The 14,568-nt window shown below is 65.0% G+C and carries 13 protein-coding genes and 1 pseudogene; 9 read left to right on the top strand and 5 right to left on the bottom strand.

The window, feature by feature from the left end; genetic code table 11:
- Positions 1–42 precede the first annotated feature (42 nt).
- A complete protein-coding gene (locus OWC43_RS12560) occupies positions 43–444 on the top strand; it encodes a hypothetical protein (RefSeq protein WP_137830825.1) in 402 nt (133 codons plus the stop codon).
- Positions 445–1,007: 563 nt separating this feature from the next.
- Entirely contained in the window at positions 1,008–2,201 is a 1,194-nt protein-coding gene (locus OWC43_RS12565) for a hypothetical protein (protein WP_393956928.1), read from the top strand.
- Between the two features lie 195 nt (positions 2,202–2,396).
- On the opposite strand, the gene OWC43_RS12570 is transcribed toward OWC43_RS12565, so the two are convergent.
- Positions 2,397–2,594 carry a hypothetical protein gene (locus OWC43_RS12570; protein WP_137830822.1) on the bottom strand — a complete coding sequence of 66 codons (198 nt, stop codon included), beginning with the start codon at positions 2,592–2,594 and terminating at the stop codon, positions 2,397–2,399.
- A 357-nt stretch (positions 2,595–2,951) separates the two neighbouring features.
- On the opposite strand from OWC43_RS12570, the gene OWC43_RS12575 reads away from it, so the two are divergent.
- Positions 2,952–3,721, top strand: a protein-coding gene (locus OWC43_RS12575; RefSeq protein ID WP_393956929.1) for an IS5 family transposase whose coding sequence is annotated in 2 segments (ribosomal slippage) — positions 2,952–3,267 and positions 3,267–3,721 — 771 coding nt in all. Because the reading frame shifts where the segments join, the coding sequence is not laid out codon by codon here.
- A 242-nt stretch (positions 3,722–3,963) separates the two neighbouring features.
- Here the strand turns inward: OWC43_RS12575 and OWC43_RS12580 are convergent.
- The gene (locus tag OWC43_RS12580; RefSeq protein ID WP_393956930.1) at positions 3,964–5,238 is read right to left on the bottom strand and encodes an NtaA/DmoA family FMN-dependent monooxygenase; all 1,275 of its coding nucleotides are present in this window, start codon (positions 5,236–5,238) and stop codon (positions 3,964–3,966) included.
- Positions 5,235–6,044 (bottom strand): ABC transporter ATP-binding protein, encoded by an 810-nt coding sequence (locus OWC43_RS12585; RefSeq protein WP_393956931.1) that lies wholly within the window; start codon positions 6,042–6,044, stop codon positions 5,235–5,237. The genes OWC43_RS12580 and OWC43_RS12585 overlap by 4 nt, the downstream gene beginning before the upstream one ends.
- Before the next feature lie 288 nt (positions 6,045–6,332).
- Between OWC43_RS12585 and fepB the strand changes: the two genes are divergently transcribed.
- From fepB to OWC43_RS12600, 3 genes are all read left to right on the top strand, one after another.
- Entirely contained in the window at positions 6,333–7,223 is an 891-nt protein-coding gene (gene fepB / locus OWC43_RS12590; protein ID WP_393956932.1) for a Fe2+-enterobactin ABC transporter substrate-binding protein, read from the top strand.
- Positions 7,224–7,303: 80 nt separating this feature from the next.
- Complete coding sequence (locus OWC43_RS12595) at positions 7,304–8,278, top strand: FecCD family ABC transporter permease (protein ID WP_393956933.1); 975 nt, start codon at positions 7,304–7,306, stop codon at positions 8,276–8,278.
- Positions 8,275–9,309, top strand: coding sequence for a FecCD family ABC transporter permease (locus OWC43_RS12600; RefSeq protein WP_393956934.1), 1,035 nt, complete (start codon positions 8,275–8,277; stop codon positions 9,307–9,309). Before OWC43_RS12595 ends, OWC43_RS12600 begins: the two co-directional genes overlap by 4 nt.
- A 19-nt stretch (positions 9,310–9,328) precedes the next feature.
- Here OWC43_RS12600 and OWC43_RS12605 read toward each other — a convergent pair whose 3' ends face one another.
- Positions 9,329–10,102, bottom strand: a complete 774-nt coding sequence (locus OWC43_RS12605; protein ID WP_393956935.1) for an IclR family transcriptional regulator — start codon at positions 10,100–10,102, stop codon at positions 9,329–9,331.
- Between the two features lie 139 nt (positions 10,103–10,241).
- Between OWC43_RS12605 and OWC43_RS12610 the strand changes: the two genes are divergently transcribed.
- The 3 genes and pseudogenes from OWC43_RS12610 to OWC43_RS12620 all read left to right on the top strand — a co-directional run.
- A complete protein-coding gene (locus OWC43_RS12610; protein WP_393956936.1) occupies positions 10,242–12,533 on the top strand; it encodes a TonB-dependent receptor in 2,292 nt (763 codons plus the stop codon).
- Between the two features lie 288 nt (positions 12,534–12,821).
- Positions 12,822–13,646: a siderophore-interacting protein gene (locus OWC43_RS12615; protein WP_393956937.1), complete on the top strand. Its 825-nt coding sequence runs from the start codon at positions 12,822–12,824 to the stop codon at positions 13,644–13,646.
- An 88-nt stretch (positions 13,647–13,734) separates the two neighbouring features.
- Positions 13,735–13,917, top strand: a pseudogene (locus OWC43_RS12620) (transposase); the annotation flags it as partial.
- Between the two features lie 124 nt (positions 13,918–14,041).
- Here the strand turns inward: OWC43_RS12620 and OWC43_RS12625 are convergent.
- Positions 14,042–14,329 (bottom strand): hypothetical protein, encoded by a 288-nt coding sequence (locus OWC43_RS12625; protein ID WP_393958627.1) that lies wholly within the window; start codon positions 14,327–14,329, stop codon positions 14,042–14,044.
- Between the last annotated feature and the right edge of the window lie 239 nt (positions 14,330–14,568).

Here is a 14,568-nt window from a genome sequence, read left to right on the forward strand (position 1 = left end):
GCGCGCCGTTGATGTCATTTGCAATGGATTAGAGTCACGCTGATGAACGCTTCTGCCGCATCTGCCCTTAACGGCGCTCGGATTCAGGTGCCCAACACACCCGAAATCTGGTTGATCTATCATGGGATGCGCCGCCACATTGTCAGCCCAGCTGTCTACCAAGCTCTTTTTTCCTCAGGCGAGGGTATCATCGAGCTCGAAAGCGTAGATCAAATTCTCAGGGGCCCGGATCTCAATGACGGAACGTGTCTCATTCAAGATGAGAACGGAGGGCCGATTTTTCTCCTCACGGGTTTCCCGGATACGGAAGTTCGCAAGCACAACATCATCTCTTACGACACATTTCAGGACTTCGCTTTCGACATGTCGAAGGTTGTCCGGCTTCCGAGCCTCGTCATCGCCGGAATCCCGGTCGGCCGCGACATTCGCAGCGCAGCCGAATAGCTGCATCGATTCCTCATCATGGATTGGGCCGGTCGGTTGCCCCGCCCAACAGAGTCTGCCGCAAGCAGCAGGTGGTGTGCAGGGAATGTTTCGCTCGGCGTCGGCAACAATGGGCGTCCTTGTTCTGCGAATGATACCGGACGCCCTGTCGCCTGAACGGCTACCCGCGTCTCCCGGCTCGAAATTTTCCGGTCGGCGGCCGATGTCCGGATCGACAGCAAAACGCCCGGCGCGCCGCACGCAATACGGAATTGACGACTTCATCACCGCACCGTCGATATTGACGACTTCATCACCGCACCGTCGATCTCGTCATCCAATCTCACCGATGACCCCGACCGACTCGCCTTTGAGCCGCTCGATACGCTCGATGTGGTTCTCGAGCGGGGCGGCGCCGACCATAGGCCAGCTCAAACTAATGAGGCAGCAACGCTTGCAGAAGGGAGTGACCATTCGCGATGAATGGGCCCATCCATGGTTAACGCGTTATTTGAGCCACCCCTTGAAACCTTTCGTTGATAAATCCCAGCGCTGATAGCAATCAGGATCTTAGGGATGATTCGATGTTCTACCCTCACACAAGTTTTTCTGCCGCTCTCAGCGGAGGCAGCAATGGCAACTTCAAGATCAATACCCGCATCAATACTACCAATTACGAGGGCGGACAATACTGGAATTTTAAAAACGGGCACCTCTCAGAATCGGGGAAGGGGTTATACAGCGCTTCGTTTGAGAGGAATTATTATGATGATGATGGGTACCTCATCAGGAACACGTCAGGCGATGCCAACAATGTCGCCACCTCTACTTATGAGCGGGACGGCTCTTATTCGAAATATTCCTCTCAACAGAGCAATATATCTCATAGTCTGTCCGTAAATATCGATGGTTCGGGCATAGAGACCTGGACCGATACCTATGAGTCCCCCCCGGAGATCCGTACGCAGGTCTACGCTCCTGGAACATTTTCCGTCACGCCCCAAACACCCCATGCAGCTGTTTTCAACACGGCGACCTACCAGCTCGATTCATCTTCCAGAATCGTCAAGATGAATCTCCCGGAAGACGACGGCGGCTTTCTGGATGTGCGATACGACTACTCGGGAGCGAAAGCGGCGGAGCGGCACCTGCTTTCGGATGCCAACGGCAAGCTGGTCGAAGAAACCCGTTACGACTCTAATGGCCACCTCTATTTCGAATTAAATTTCAATTCCGACGGGAGTCGGACAACTACGCACTATAAAAGCGGGGGCTATATTCCGTCGAGCGACAACACCATTTTCGAAGATGGTTCGTCGATCGCGCATGAATATGGATCTGGAGGAAAAATTACATCGACCACTAATGTTTCCGTCGATGGTACGAAGACGAAAATCTTCGACAAACCCGATGGACTGTACACCAATACGTACAAGGATGGCGCCCTTGCCCTGACCGAAATCTTGAAATCAAATGGATCGAAAACAGCCGTTGCATTTCAAAAGGGCATCACCGTCGCCGACACGGATGCGAACGACCTTTTCACAAGCTTCGGACAGGACACCTTTGTCTTCAGCGGCGGGGGAAATGATACGATTCGCAACTTTCACGCGACCGGCGAGCTATCCGATGTCATCAAGCTCATCGGCATCAACCCGGAGCACGTCTCACTATCGATGCAGGGCCAAAACACCGTCATAGAAGTCGGCGATGATGCTTCGATCACTCTGGTCGGAGCGAAATTCGCTGACGTGATCGACAACATCCTCTTTGCTTGATCATATTGGGCCGCTCGCTCGAATGCGCGATAGGAGCGGCCAGCCCTTAAAGCTCCGAAGACCGCCGATCCCACCGCGTCGAGCCGGTTTTGCCTGTATGAACAAAGCAGAACCCGACGTTGAGCCACGAGCGGCTCAACGTCGGTGATCCGTATCCCCGAGCCCATGAGCAGAGTGGGCTCGACGCTCGGTATGTTAACGGCTTCCGAAGCCGGTCTGCTCGCGCTCGATGGCCTTCAGCGCGCTCTCATGCGCTTTGGCCTCGCTGGTGAAAGCACGGTCAGACCGCTCAGTCAGTTTGCCGTGCTTCCGAAGAGCCCAGCCGAAGTGCCCCTCGGGCTTCTTCAGCGGCTCTATCGTGATGGAGTAGGGGTGGGGTGCATCGATCGACATATGGACGGTATGCCATGGCAGCGAAACCGTTGCCACCTCAGCCCCACCATAAGGGCCCTGTCAGCCCCAAACCATTCGGGTGGTCGCGTTGCCAGCATGAGAAGACTCATTGGTTCACGTATCAAAAGTTGCATTATCCTTATCCATACTGCTGATAAAGGTATCACAATGCAAAATGGAAATGCCGGTAAATTAGAAACCGAAGTATTCCGTACTTATGGCGAGCATCGCCTTGGCGAAATCATTTCCTTCCGACGTCTCAATGGCGATCGACGGTCTGATAATACCTAGGATTTGTCGTTGCTTGAACGGACTGGCTTGTTTTGCGTTTTCGTCTCTCTGATTGCGGGAGGGATAATGCTAAGTGACGCGCAATGGTCTGAACTGGAGCCCCTGGTCGAGGCCTGGTGGCCCAAGGCCAAGACGCCGCCCCAGGATCTGCAACGCACCCTCTCGGCGATCCTCTGGCGGCATCAGAACGGGGCCAAATGGCGGGCGATCCCGGAGGGAATGGGTCCATGGTGGCGGGCCGCCCAGAACTTCATCCGCTGGTCCCGGGCCGGTGTCTGGGAGCGGCTGCTCACCCTGGTGCAACAGCGCGGCTGTCAACTCGGGCTGGTGTTCCTCGACGGAACGAACGTGCGGGCTCATCAGAAGGCGGCCGGGGCCGCCAAAAGGGGGGATCTGCGGCCGAGCGAGATCATCGTGAAGCACTTGGCCGCTCGCGTGGCGGCTATGGCACCAAGGCTTGCGTGATCGCCGACGGGCGAGGCCGCACCATCGCCTTCCGGCTGGCGCCCGGTCAGGCCCATGAACTGCCCCATGCGATTTCGCGGCTCGACGGGTTGCCCGGCGTGCCCAAGTGGGTCGTGGGTGACAGTGGCTACACCAGCCACACCTTTCGTGAGCACATCTGGACCATGGGCGCACGGCCCGCGATCCCGCCCCAGCGCCATGAGGCGGCCGTCGCCTGCCCATGCTGGATCGACAACAACCGCAACCAGGTCGAGCGCCTCTGGGCCAGGTTTAAGGAGTGGCGGGCTATCGCTACCCACTACGAGAAGACCACCGCCAGCTTCACCGGTGTCATCTGCCTCGCGGCCGCCATCGATTGGCTCAACCGATGACACGCCCTAGCGCGCTGCAGCACCGCCACAATAAGCATTGTGACCTTCTTGGACGTTTCTTTCCGTGCCTTCGGGCCACGCCGGGCTATCGGCCGCCGGCGCCTGTCATCTACATACATTTTACCTTCCGGCTACCCATGACCGCCGTCATTCAGTAATTTCTCACTCAGGCCGGTCTAAAATCCGATCAGGTCAAGCACGTATGGATTCGCAAGCAGTACTAAAACAGAGCAGTCCCTGCGTCAGCCGAGACGCAGATGCTGCCTCAGCGTCGTACCGTCGTATGTACGGCGGAACAGCCCTGCCGCGGCCAGAGCGGGGATGAGTTCCTCTAGGAACAGATGCAGCGACCCCTCCGAACCGCCAGGCAAAGCGATGAAGCCGTCCAGCGCCCCCGCCTCGAACCAGTCGAAGACGTCGCGAAGGACATCGTCGACGGTCCCTACCGAGACCCAATGCGCCGAACCGACAACCTCCGATCGAGCGAGCAACTCGTCCACCCGAGGTCGGTGCACCACGATATAGCGGCGAAGTAGGTCGGCATGGGTCCGGCTGCGCACGGGTGCATCGTCCGGCGGCAGCATCTCGGGGCCGATTCTGGTTTCGGCGGGGAGGGCGCCGAGGTCGAGCCCGAGGATCGTCCTCACCGCCGCGCGGCGGGCGTCCTCGCTGAGGTGGGCGTGAGCGCGGCGATGCTCCGCAAAAGCCTGCTCACGGGTTCGTGCCAGAAAGACGTACAGGCCCGGCAGCACCCGCACCGAATCGGGATCGCGTCCGTGTGCCGCCGCCCGGCGGCGCAGGTCGGTGCGGAGCGCCAGCCCCGCCTCCCGGTCCGGCGTGGCGGCGAAGGTGGCATCGGCAACCGAGGCGGCGAAATCGCGGCCGGTCTCGGAGGCGCCTGCCTGGAATAAGGCCGGCGGTCCGGCCTCGTGCGTCGGAACGTTGAGCGGGCCGCCCACCTCGAAGAACTCGCCGCGATGGTCGATCGGCGCGCAGGCGCCAGCCTCGTCGAGAGCCTGCGCGGGGTAGCTCTTCCACAAGGCCCTCAGAACCTGCGCGAACTCGGCCGCCTTGCGGTAGCGCAGGTCCGGGGGCGGCATCGGGTCAGCCCCGAAATTCTCCGCCCCCTCGATCGAGGTGACGATGTTCACCCCGGCTCTGCCGCCGCTGAGCCATTGCAGCGACTGGATCTGCCGTGCCGCGAGGTAAGGCGGGACGAAGCTGCTCGACAATGTCGTTACCAGCCCGATGGCTTCGGTCTCGCGGGCGAGGGCGGCGAGGAGGAGGGTGGGGTCGAGCCCGGCCAGCGCGCGGGGCATCGCGGCCCGCGCCGGCGGCATCGCCAAAGTGTCCGGCTTGAATACGAAATCGAGGCAGGCCCGCTCCGCAGCGCGGGCGAGCCGCAGGTGGAACGCCACCGGATCGCGGTCCTCCGGCGCCCCTGAACCCCACGCCGCTGCACCCCTCATCCACGTCGGCGTGAGGCTGAGACCGATATGGAGCTGGCGCCGGCTCATGGGACGACCTCCTGCGGGCGGGCATCCTTGCGGCCGCGGGGGACGATCAGCGGCGTACCCGATACGGGATCGTCGATCACCACGCAGGGCAGGCCGAAGACCCGCTCGACCAAGTCGGGCGTCACGATCCGCGACGGACTGCCCTGCGCGAGGATTGCCCCGCTTCTCATCGCCACGAGGTGCGAGGCGTAACGGCAGGCTTGGTTAAGGTCGTGCAGCACCGCAACGACCGTACGCCCCCCGGCGTTCAGCGCCGCGAGCAGGTCGAGGAGGTCGATCTGGTGGGCGATGTCGAGGAAGGTCGTCGGCTCGTCGAGCAGCAGCAGCGGCGTCTCCTGCGCCAGCACCATGGCGATCCAGACCCGCTGGCGCTGGCCGCCGGACAGTTCGTCCACGGGCCGGTCGGCGAGGCCCGCCACCCCCGTCGCTGCCATGGCCTCCGCGACGGCTTGCGCATCTGCCCGCGACCATTGTCGTAGGAACGACTGATGCGGATAGCGCCCCCGCGCCACGAGGTCGGCGACGGTGATCCCATCCGGGGCCGTCGCCGTCTGCGGCAGCAGGCCAAGCCGGCGGGCAACCTCCTTGGCCGAGCGCTCGGCGATCGGCTTGCCGTCGAGGATCACCTGCCCGCGCCGGGGAGCGAGCAGCCGAGCCAGGGCGCGCAGCAGGGTGGACTTGCCGCAGGCGTTGGGGCCGACGATCACCGTGAACGCGCCGTCGGGGATCGCCAGCGACAGGTCCGTCGCGATCGTGCGTGCCTCGTAGCAGAGCGTCACGCCATCCGCATGCAGGCGATGCGTCACGGGCGGAGCCCCCGGATCTGGGGCAGCAGCGCGCCGGCCGTTGCGGGAAGTGGAGCGATCGCGAGGGTCACGCCCGCGGTCTCCCTGTCGAGATCGGCGCCGTCCGGGAGCCTCGGGGTCCCGGCAGATACCGGTTATGTCACCGAGCCTTGTCGCATTGCGGAACGTGATACGCCATAAGGAATGCGCCGTCCCCCCGGTTCCCCTCGATCGGCCGGCCGCTCCCTTCCACACGATTGCCGCAGGACCCACGTGACGATGCTGCTGGCGAGACGCCACACCGCTCTCATGCTGCTCGGCGCCGGCCTGGCGCTCCGGACCGGACTGTCTCCGGCGCGGGCCGCGTCGGACACGCCGCGGCGCATCGTCTCGACCTCGCCCAGCATCACCGGCATCCTCCTCGCGATCGATGCCCCCGTGGTCGCCAGCGCCGCGACGACGCCGAGTTCGATCACCGACGCGAAAGGCTTTTTCTCGCAATGGGCGGCGGAGGCCGACCACCGGGGCGTGGCGGTGCTCTATCCCAACGTCGCCTTCGACATCGAGGCCGTGGTCGGCGCCAAGCCGGACTTGGTCGTCGTCTCCGCCACCGGTCGGGACAGCGCGGCGCCGCATCAGGCGGAGTTGGAGGCCCTTGGGATCAGAAGCGTGGTCGTCGATTATTCGAGCCGGTCCTGGCAGGAGCTGGCTGTCGAACTCGGCCGTGCCACCGGGCTAGAGGCGCAGGCCCAAGCCGCCATCCGCCGCTTCAATGAGGATATGGCGGAGGCGGCGCGTGCCATTGATCCGCGGGGAGCGAAAGTCAGCGTGGTCGGCTACGACATCGCTGGCAGCTACTCCGTGGCGCGGCACACCAGCCCCGTCGCGCAACTGCTCGATGCCCTGGGATTCACCGTCGTGAGCGTGCCGCCCAGTCTGAAGCCGAACAGCACCCGGGCCTCGGACTTCGTGTTCTTCTCACGAGAAAATCTGTCCGCCGCCATCACCGGCGACAATGTTTTCCTGCTGCGGGCTACGGCCAGGGATGTGGAGGCCTTTCTGGCCGAGCCGGTGCTCGCCAATCATCCCGCCATCGTTCACCGCAGGGTCTACCCGCTCGGGCCGACCTCCTTCCGGATTGATCCCTATTCGGGCCGACAGGTCGCCGACGCCCTACGCGCGGCCTTCAGCAAGCCATGAGTGCCGAGCCGACGGCGACCGACGCTGCCGCGCCGGCTGCGCGGCCGCGGCGGCGGGGCGGGCCAACGCTCGGGATCCTGATGCTCGGATTCCTGGTGGTCGCCGCGCTGGCCCTGGCGAGCCTCGCCATCGGCTCGCGGCCCATCGGCCTCCGCAATGTGGCCGCGGCACTGGTCGCCTACGACCGCGCCGACGATCTCCACCTGATCGTGCGCGAGGTGCGCCTGCCGCGGATGATCGTCGCCGTGCTGGCCGGAGCGGCCCTGGGGATGGCCGGCGCGGTGATGCAGGCGCTGACGCGTAATCCCCTGGCCGAGCCGGGCCTGCTCGGCATCAACGGCGGCGCGGCGACGGCGGTGGTGCTCGGCGTCAGCCTGTTCCACCTTGCTCATGTCTCACATTACGTGCTGTGCGCGGCCGTCGGTGCGGGGCTCGCGGGTGTCGCCGTCTTCGCCCTTGGCCGGGCCGGTGAGACTGGCATCAACCCCGTGCGCCTGCTCCTGGCCGAGGCCGGGATCTCTGTGACGCTCGCGGCGGTGACCGGCCTCGTCGTACTCAATGCGCCGCCGACGGTGTTCGAGGGGTTCCGCACCTGGATGGCCGGGTCGCTGGAACGATCGGGCTTCGAGGCCGCCGTGGTGCTGGTCGTGGCAGTGTCCGCCGGCCTCGCGGTCGTCCTGGCACATGTTGACAGCCTCAACGCGCTGGCCCTCGGCGACGACCTCGGCCAGGCCCTGGGTGCCGATCCGCGGCGGGTATGGCTGCTCTCCTGCCTCAGCGTGATGATCCTGGCGGGTGCGGCGACCGCGGCGGCGGGGCCGATCGGCTTCGTCGGGCTGATCGCACCGCATCTCGCCCGCGCGGTCGCCGGGCCGGACCAGCGCCGGATCCTCGCCTTCTCCGCTCTCTTCGCCGCCGCCCTGCTGCTCGGCGCGGACATGGCCGGGCGTGTGATCGCCGCGCCCTCCGAGGTCCCGGCCGGCATCGTCACCGCCCTGCTCGGCGGCCCGTTCTTCGTCGCCGCCGTCCGCCGCTTCCGGGTGGGCGGGCGATGAGCGCATCCGCCCGCGTCATTCGGCTCGGCCGGGCCTCGCTGCGCTGGCGCCCGCGCAGCCTCCTGCTGTGCGCGGTGCTGGCCGGGCTCTGCTTCGCCCTCGGGCTGGCGCTGCTCGGCACCGGCACGCTCGCCTTCCCACCGGGCGAGGTTCTGGCCGTACTGACCGGACGAAGCGGCAACCCCGTCGCGGAGCGGATCGTCCTCGGCCTGCGGCTGCCACGGGTGCTGACCGCCCTCTGCGTCGGGGTCTCGCTGGGCATGGCCGGCGCGATCTTCCAATCGCTGTCGCGCAATCCCTTGGGCTCCCCGGACATCGTCGGCTTTACCACTGGGGCGGCCACCGGCGCCATCGTCCAGATCATCCTCGCCGATGCCGGGCCGCTGGCCGTATCCCTGGCGGCGGTCGCCTCCGGCATGGCCACCGCCGCCATCGTGTTCCTGCTGGCGCTGAAAGGGCGGCCGGGCGGCGGCAATCGGCTGGTGCTGGTGGGGATTGGCGTCGGCGCGACACTCGCCGGCCTCAACACGGTCCTGCTGGTCGAGAGCGATCTCGACCGGGCGGTGGCGGCGCAGGTCTGGCTCGCCGGCTCGCTGACCGCCCGAACCTGGTCGCACGCCATCCCGGCCGCCCTGGCCCTGGCGGCGATCGTGCCCCTGGCGCTCGCTAGCGCCCGCCCCCTTGCCCTGATGGAGATGGGTGACGACGCGGCACGCCAGCTCGGCGTGCCAGTGGAGCGGATGCGCCTCGTCGCAGTGATGACGGCCGTCGCGCTCACCGCCACGGCCACCGCCGCCGCCGGGCCGATCGCCTTCATCGCCCTGGCTGCACCGCAGCTGGCGCGGCGGCTCGTCGGCTCGGCCGACCTGCCGCTGCTGTCGGCGGCGGCGATGGGCGCGGTGCTGCTCCTGGCCTCAGACCTCCTCAGCCAGCGCCTTCCCTTCGGTGTGACCATGCCGATTGGCTTGACGACCGGGCTGGTAGGCGACCTCTACCTGCTCTGGCTCCTGGCACGAAGCCGAAAGCTCTGAGGCGTGGGCCGCCGAGTCATCAGGGACCACCCGCCTCGCGGCTGCTTCGCCGCGCCGCCTCGCACAGGGCGGCACGGTGCCCCTCCTTCTCTGCCACTTCGACATGTGACACCGTCGCGACCACGCAGGCGATCTCGCCGAGGGCATTGAAGACCGGCGCTGCCTTGCCGGTGAGCTGGCGGAACAGACGCTCGTCAAGCTCGGCTATCCCCGCTTCGCGAATGGCGACCAGTTCATCGGACCTGGGCGCGCTACCCCGGAAAGCTGCGGGCTGGCGGCGCCGCGCCGAGGCGATCATGTCGGCAGGCAGGTAGGCCTGGAACACCAGCCCGCATGCCGTGCTGTCGAGCGGCAGCACGTCGCCAAGCGTCACTGTGCTGATCGTGAACCCGGCGCTGCGGTACCAGCGCACGATGGTCGGGCCGCGCTCGGTCCAGATCGCCACTCCGCAGCTCGCCGCATGCCCTGCTGCCATGATCTGCATCGATCGGGCGGCGATCTCGACAGGCTCGATCCGGCGCAGGGCGCGGACGCCGATGCGTAGGGCGGCGGGGCCGAGATCATAGCGCCCGAGCTCATCCTGCGCGGCGAGCCCTTCCTGGACGAGGCTGCGCATGTAGCGGTGGGCGGTCGAGGCGCCGGTGCGGCCGCGCCGGGCGATCTCGCCAAGGACCAGGGGCCCCTCCGCCTCTGAGAGCAGGTCGAGGAACCGGAACGCCATCGCGACCGACTGGATCGTCGCTGACCGCTTTGCAGCAAAGTCTCCGGCCTTGCCCTGTCGAGGCGCTTTCATGCCACCGTCCCGTCTTCGAGCGCAGGGTGGCGCAGCGCCCTCCTGCGGGACCCAGCAGATCCGGCGCAGGCAGGCCGCGCGGCCCCCCGGACGGACTGGCCCGCCTACCCGTATTTGCTCCGGCGGAGCAACGCTAGTTTTGAAAAATTCTGAAATAAATCAGGCACGTGGCGCGTTTGCAACGCCGCGCGATCAAACGGCCACGCTTGAGCGCGCCATGTTGACTCGCGGAACGCATATCGGATTGTGGAATGATGGTACTCTGGATTCGATGCGCGATCGTCGATCCCACGCCACCCAACTCTCTACGAACGGTCACGAGACCCCGATGCCGACGACCTCTGTCCAACGGTGGCTGCGCAGTGTCAGCAGCGCCGCACTTCTATCCATGCTGGGGAGTGCCGCCCTGGCGCAGAAAGCCACCGACATCGCGCAAGCAAACGCGGTACAGCTCGAGGAGATCTCCGTCTCCGGCGAGAAGATCACGCGCCCGCTCCAGCAGACGGCCTCGTCGGTGACGGTGGTGACCCGCGAGGAGATCGAGAAGGACGTGAACCGCAACTCGGCGGCAGACGCGCTGCTCGGGACGCCCAACGTCAATCTCCCCACGACGGGCGGTCTCGGGGGCGCTCCGACCATCCGCGGCCAGGACAGCGAGGGTCCGAATTCCGGTGCGACCGCGTTCTTCGGCGGCACCGTGCCGCGGACCATCGTCAACATCGACGGCCACAATCTCACCTACAACGAGCTTGTCTTCGGCAGCGTACCGTTGTGGGATACGAATTCTATCGAGGTCTTCCGCGGACCACAGACGATCTCGCAGGGTGCCAACAGCATCGCCGGCGCGATCGTGATCCGCACCAACGACCCCACCTTCGTCCCCGAGGCCCGGTTCCAGGCCCTCTACGGCAGCCGCGACCTCAAGCGCACCGCAGCCATGCTGAACATGCCGATCTCGGACGAGGTCGCTGCTCGTCTTGCCGTGGATTATTACGGGCGGGACAATTTCATCAACTACATCAACCCGGCCTTCAACGGCACGGGTACCGATCTCGACCTGGAAACGGCCAATGTCCGCTTCAAGGTGCTGTACCGGCCGAAGGAACTGCCGGGGCTTGAGGCGAAGGTCACCTATTCGCGCACATTCAACAATCGGCCGACCTTCGAGGCCGCGACCCGGCCGTTCTCGCAGCGCAACAGCATCGTCACCTCGTCCCCGACCTATGCCAACATCGCCAATGTCGGCATTTTCGATCTCGGCTACGACTTCGGGAATGGCGTCAAGATCGTCAACCAATTTCAGTATTCGGACGTACTGACTAAGCGGTACACCGCGCCGGTCAACAACGGATCGGCGACGATCCATCCCAAAAATATCTCGAACGAGTCCCGCGTCACTTTCGGAGACCCACTGGTCGAAGGCCTCAGTGGTATGGTCGGATATTATTACTATTCAACCGATTCCATCGACTCGCTGAACTTGATCGGACTGACCCGCTACAGCGACCATCGCGACAGTCTCGGCGTCTTCGGCGAGCTGAACTATCGTTTCCTCGAAAAGTGGACGTTGTCCGGCAGCCTGCGCTACCAGTACGACGACCTCAGCCGGGCCGGCACCTCGCCCTATGCACGCGAGTTCCTGAATTACAGCCGTGCCTTCAGCGTTGTCCTGCCAAAGGTCACCCTGTCCTACGACATCACCCGCGACGTGACGGTCGGCGCCCTCTACAGCGAGGGCTACAATCCCGGCGGCGTCTCGCTGAACCTGACCACCGGCCGCTACATCTCCTTCAAAGAGGAGTCGGCGCGCAATTACGAATTGTTCGCGCGGGCGCGTCTTCTTGACGACCGCATGTTCCTGACCACCAACCTGTTCTACACCAACTTCAAAAACGGCCAGCACTACATCGATCAGAACCTCGCCCCCGGCGTGTTCTCGTCCTTCACCGTCAACGTCGACGCCTCACGCTCCTATGGCGCCGAGATCGGTGCGGATTACCTCGTGCTGGATAACCTGCGCGTGAAGGGCGGCATCGGCCTGCTCAACACCCACATCACCCGCGATCTCAACACCCGGGCGGTGTTCCAGGGCAAGCAGTTCGCCCGCGCCCCGGCCATGAACCTCAAGGTCGGCTTCGACTGGGAGTTCATGCCGAAGGTAACGCTGGGCGGCGTGGTCCGCTACACTGATGATTACTTCTCCGAGGATGCCAACAACCCCCTCGCCAAGATCAAGAGCTACACGGTCGCCGATGCGCGGATCACCTACGTGGCCAGCGAGAACGCCCGGCTGTTCGTGTTCTGCAACAACCTGCTCGATGACCGCTCCGTCACCTACCAGCGCCTGACCCGCGCCCGGCCCTCGAACTACTATGAGGGCACCCTGGTGCTCCCCCGCGAGATCGGCGGCGGCGTCGAGGTCAGGTTCTGATGTGGCTGCGGTCCCGCCGAAGCGAGATCTTCAAGCCGTGTCCGATCGATACCGACTGGGCACGGCTTAAGGGCCGTAGAACTCGAGTAGGCCTCGATCCAAGGCATTGTGATTGTAGGATCTTTCGATTTCTTTAGCTTGGGTCAGCCGGTCCGATCCCGGCTTCTCCTCGAACCAAAACGAACTGGACGCGTGGTCCGTTCGCGCGGCCGCCAGCCCCCCGATTGCTGCCGTACGGCGGCTCTCCGCGGCGCCTGTCGCCGGAGACCGGAAAGAGGTTTTATGACGATGAGCACGGACAGCCCGGAAGGGCAGCGCGAACGGATGACGCGGCGCCAGCGCCACCCGGTCGTGCTGCGGCAGCTGTCAGTCCTGCGCACCGCGCCCCTCGGCCCGGCGATGCGGCGCATCACCCTCACCGGCTCGGACCTCAATGGTTTCGCGAGCCCGGGCTTCGACGATCACGTCAAGATGTTCTTCGCCGCTCCCGGCCATGACAGGCCGGTGCTGCCGGAGACCGGACCGGACGGGCTCGTCTTTCCTGAGACCGGCCCCCAACCGCTGGGACGTGATTTCACGCCGCGCCGCTACGATCCCGAGGCGCGAGAGCTCGATATCGATTTCGCGCTGCTGCACGAGGGCCCGGCCAGCCGCTGGGCGGCCGAGGCCCGGCCGGGGGATCCCGCCTGGATCGCCGGACCGCGCGGTTCCTTCCTGGTGCCCTTCGACTTCGACTGGCATCTCCTCGTGGCCGACGAGACCGGCCTGCCGGCCCTGGCGCGCCGGCTCGAGGAGTTGCCGGCTATGAGCCGGGCGGTGGCGCTGATCGAGACCCACGACGGCGAGCCCTTCGTGGCGCTGGCGCATCCCGTCGGGGCCGAGATCGTCTGGGTGCGCCGCGGCGAAGGACACGGGGCGGCGATCGTCGCCGCCCTGCGCGGCCTGACCTTTCCGCCGGGCTATTGCTACGCCTGGATCGCCGCGGAATCCGCCGTCGCCAAGAGCCTGCGCACCGTGCTGATCGACGAGCGTGGCGCCGACCGTCGCTATGTGCGCGCTCACGGCTATTGGCGCCAAGGCGCCGCCGCTATCCACGACGACTTCGACATCTAATTTTATCGGCTCCAAATAAAGCCGAGCCCAAATGACTAAGAGCGTCTAACAGAACGGGCACGGATCGGCTGGGCGTGCGTTGGCTGGGGTGGCTCGTCGGCTTCTGCCCGACGATCTCTGGCTTGAGATGGCCCCGCTTCTGCCACCGCCCCGGCCACGTCCGAAGGGCGGACGGCGCCCGATTGAGAACCGGGCGGCGCTGACCGGGATCCTGTTCGTGCTGCGCTCAGGTCTGCCCTGGGAGATGCTGCCCGCCGAGATGAGCTACGGATCCATGCTTGGCTCAATCGCTTCCGCCGCCTGCCGATCCGCTACGAGCGCCGCGCCGACAGCGACGAGGCCTCCACTAGTCTCGCGGCAAGCCTCATCACCCTCAACCAGATCAGGCGGTTCTATTAGACGCTCTTACTTCCGAGGGCGCGCATCTGGAGCAGGCAAGCGCGCTTCATCTGCCGATGCTCGGCCGACTCGCGCGAATGGTCTTCGGGGCACTGAAGCATTGCCTCGGCCAGATGCTTGGCCGGAACGCGGCAGATCGGAGGCGAGATGCCGCCAGCCAGCATGGACTGCCGCATGGCGTCAGCCATCTGCCACGAGGTGCGGGCGCCGAAGGCCGTCGGACGGCGTGTGAAAAGATCGGTGAGCCGATAGCCGAGCGGCGCGATCAGGGTCTCGTCGATCATGCGCTGAGCCCTCCGGCGAGCGGAAAGAGCGCTGAGGCGGTGTCTTGGACTGTGCCGACTTTCGCGCCGGCTCCGACCTCAGTTTACTCTTTTCTGTCCGAACAGTCGGAGGTGCTAAGTAGCCATTTCCCTAGGGGAAATTGGCTGGGGCGCCAGGATTCGAACCTAGCATAACCTCAGCAGAACGCATCAGCTAAGTTATTGCAATTGCAGGCGCCTTAGCTTCGTGTGCACACGCA

Origin of the sequence: Methylorubrum sp. POS3, assembly GCF_043352485.1 — a bacterium.
In the GTDB taxonomy this organism is placed as follows: Bacteria; Pseudomonadota; Alphaproteobacteria; order Rhizobiales; family Beijerinckiaceae; genus Methylobacterium; species Methylobacterium suomiense.

Excerpts from the sequence above, each read along its gene's own strand:
- fepB (WP_393956932.1), top strand. The coding sequence starts at position 6,333 with ATGCTGCTCGGCGCCGGCCTGGCGCTCCGGACCGGACTGTCTCCGGCG.
- OWC43_RS12625 (WP_393958627.1), bottom strand. The coding sequence starts at position 14,329 with ATGATCGACGAGACCCTGATCGCGCCGCTCGGCTATCGGCTCACCGAT.
- OWC43_RS12600 (WP_393956934.1), top strand. The coding sequence starts at position 8,275 with ATGAGCGCATCCGCCCGCGTCATTCGGCTCGGCCGGGCCTCGCTGCGC.
- OWC43_RS12560 (WP_137830825.1), top strand. The coding sequence starts at position 43 with ATGAACGCTTCTGCCGCATCTGCCCTTAACGGCGCTCGGATTCAGGTG.
- OWC43_RS12595 (WP_393956933.1), top strand. The coding sequence starts at position 7,304 with ATGCTCGGATTCCTGGTGGTCGCCGCGCTGGCCCTGGCGAGCCTCGCC.
- OWC43_RS12615 (WP_393956937.1), top strand. The coding sequence starts at position 12,822 with ATGAGCACGGACAGCCCGGAAGGGCAGCGCGAACGGATGACGCGGCGC.
- OWC43_RS12580 (WP_393956930.1), bottom strand. The coding sequence starts at position 5,238 with ATGAGCCGGCGCCAGCTCCATATCGGTCTCAGCCTCACGCCGACGTGG.
- OWC43_RS12605 (WP_393956935.1), bottom strand. The coding sequence starts at position 10,102 with ATGAAAGCGCCTCGACAGGGCAAGGCCGGAGACTTTGCTGCAAAGCGG.
- OWC43_RS12570 (WP_137830822.1), bottom strand. The coding sequence starts at position 2,594 with ATGTCGATCGATGCACCCCACCCCTACTCCATCACGATAGAGCCGCTG.
- OWC43_RS12565 (WP_393956928.1), top strand. The coding sequence starts at position 1,008 with ATGTTCTACCCTCACACAAGTTTTTCTGCCGCTCTCAGCGGAGGCAGC.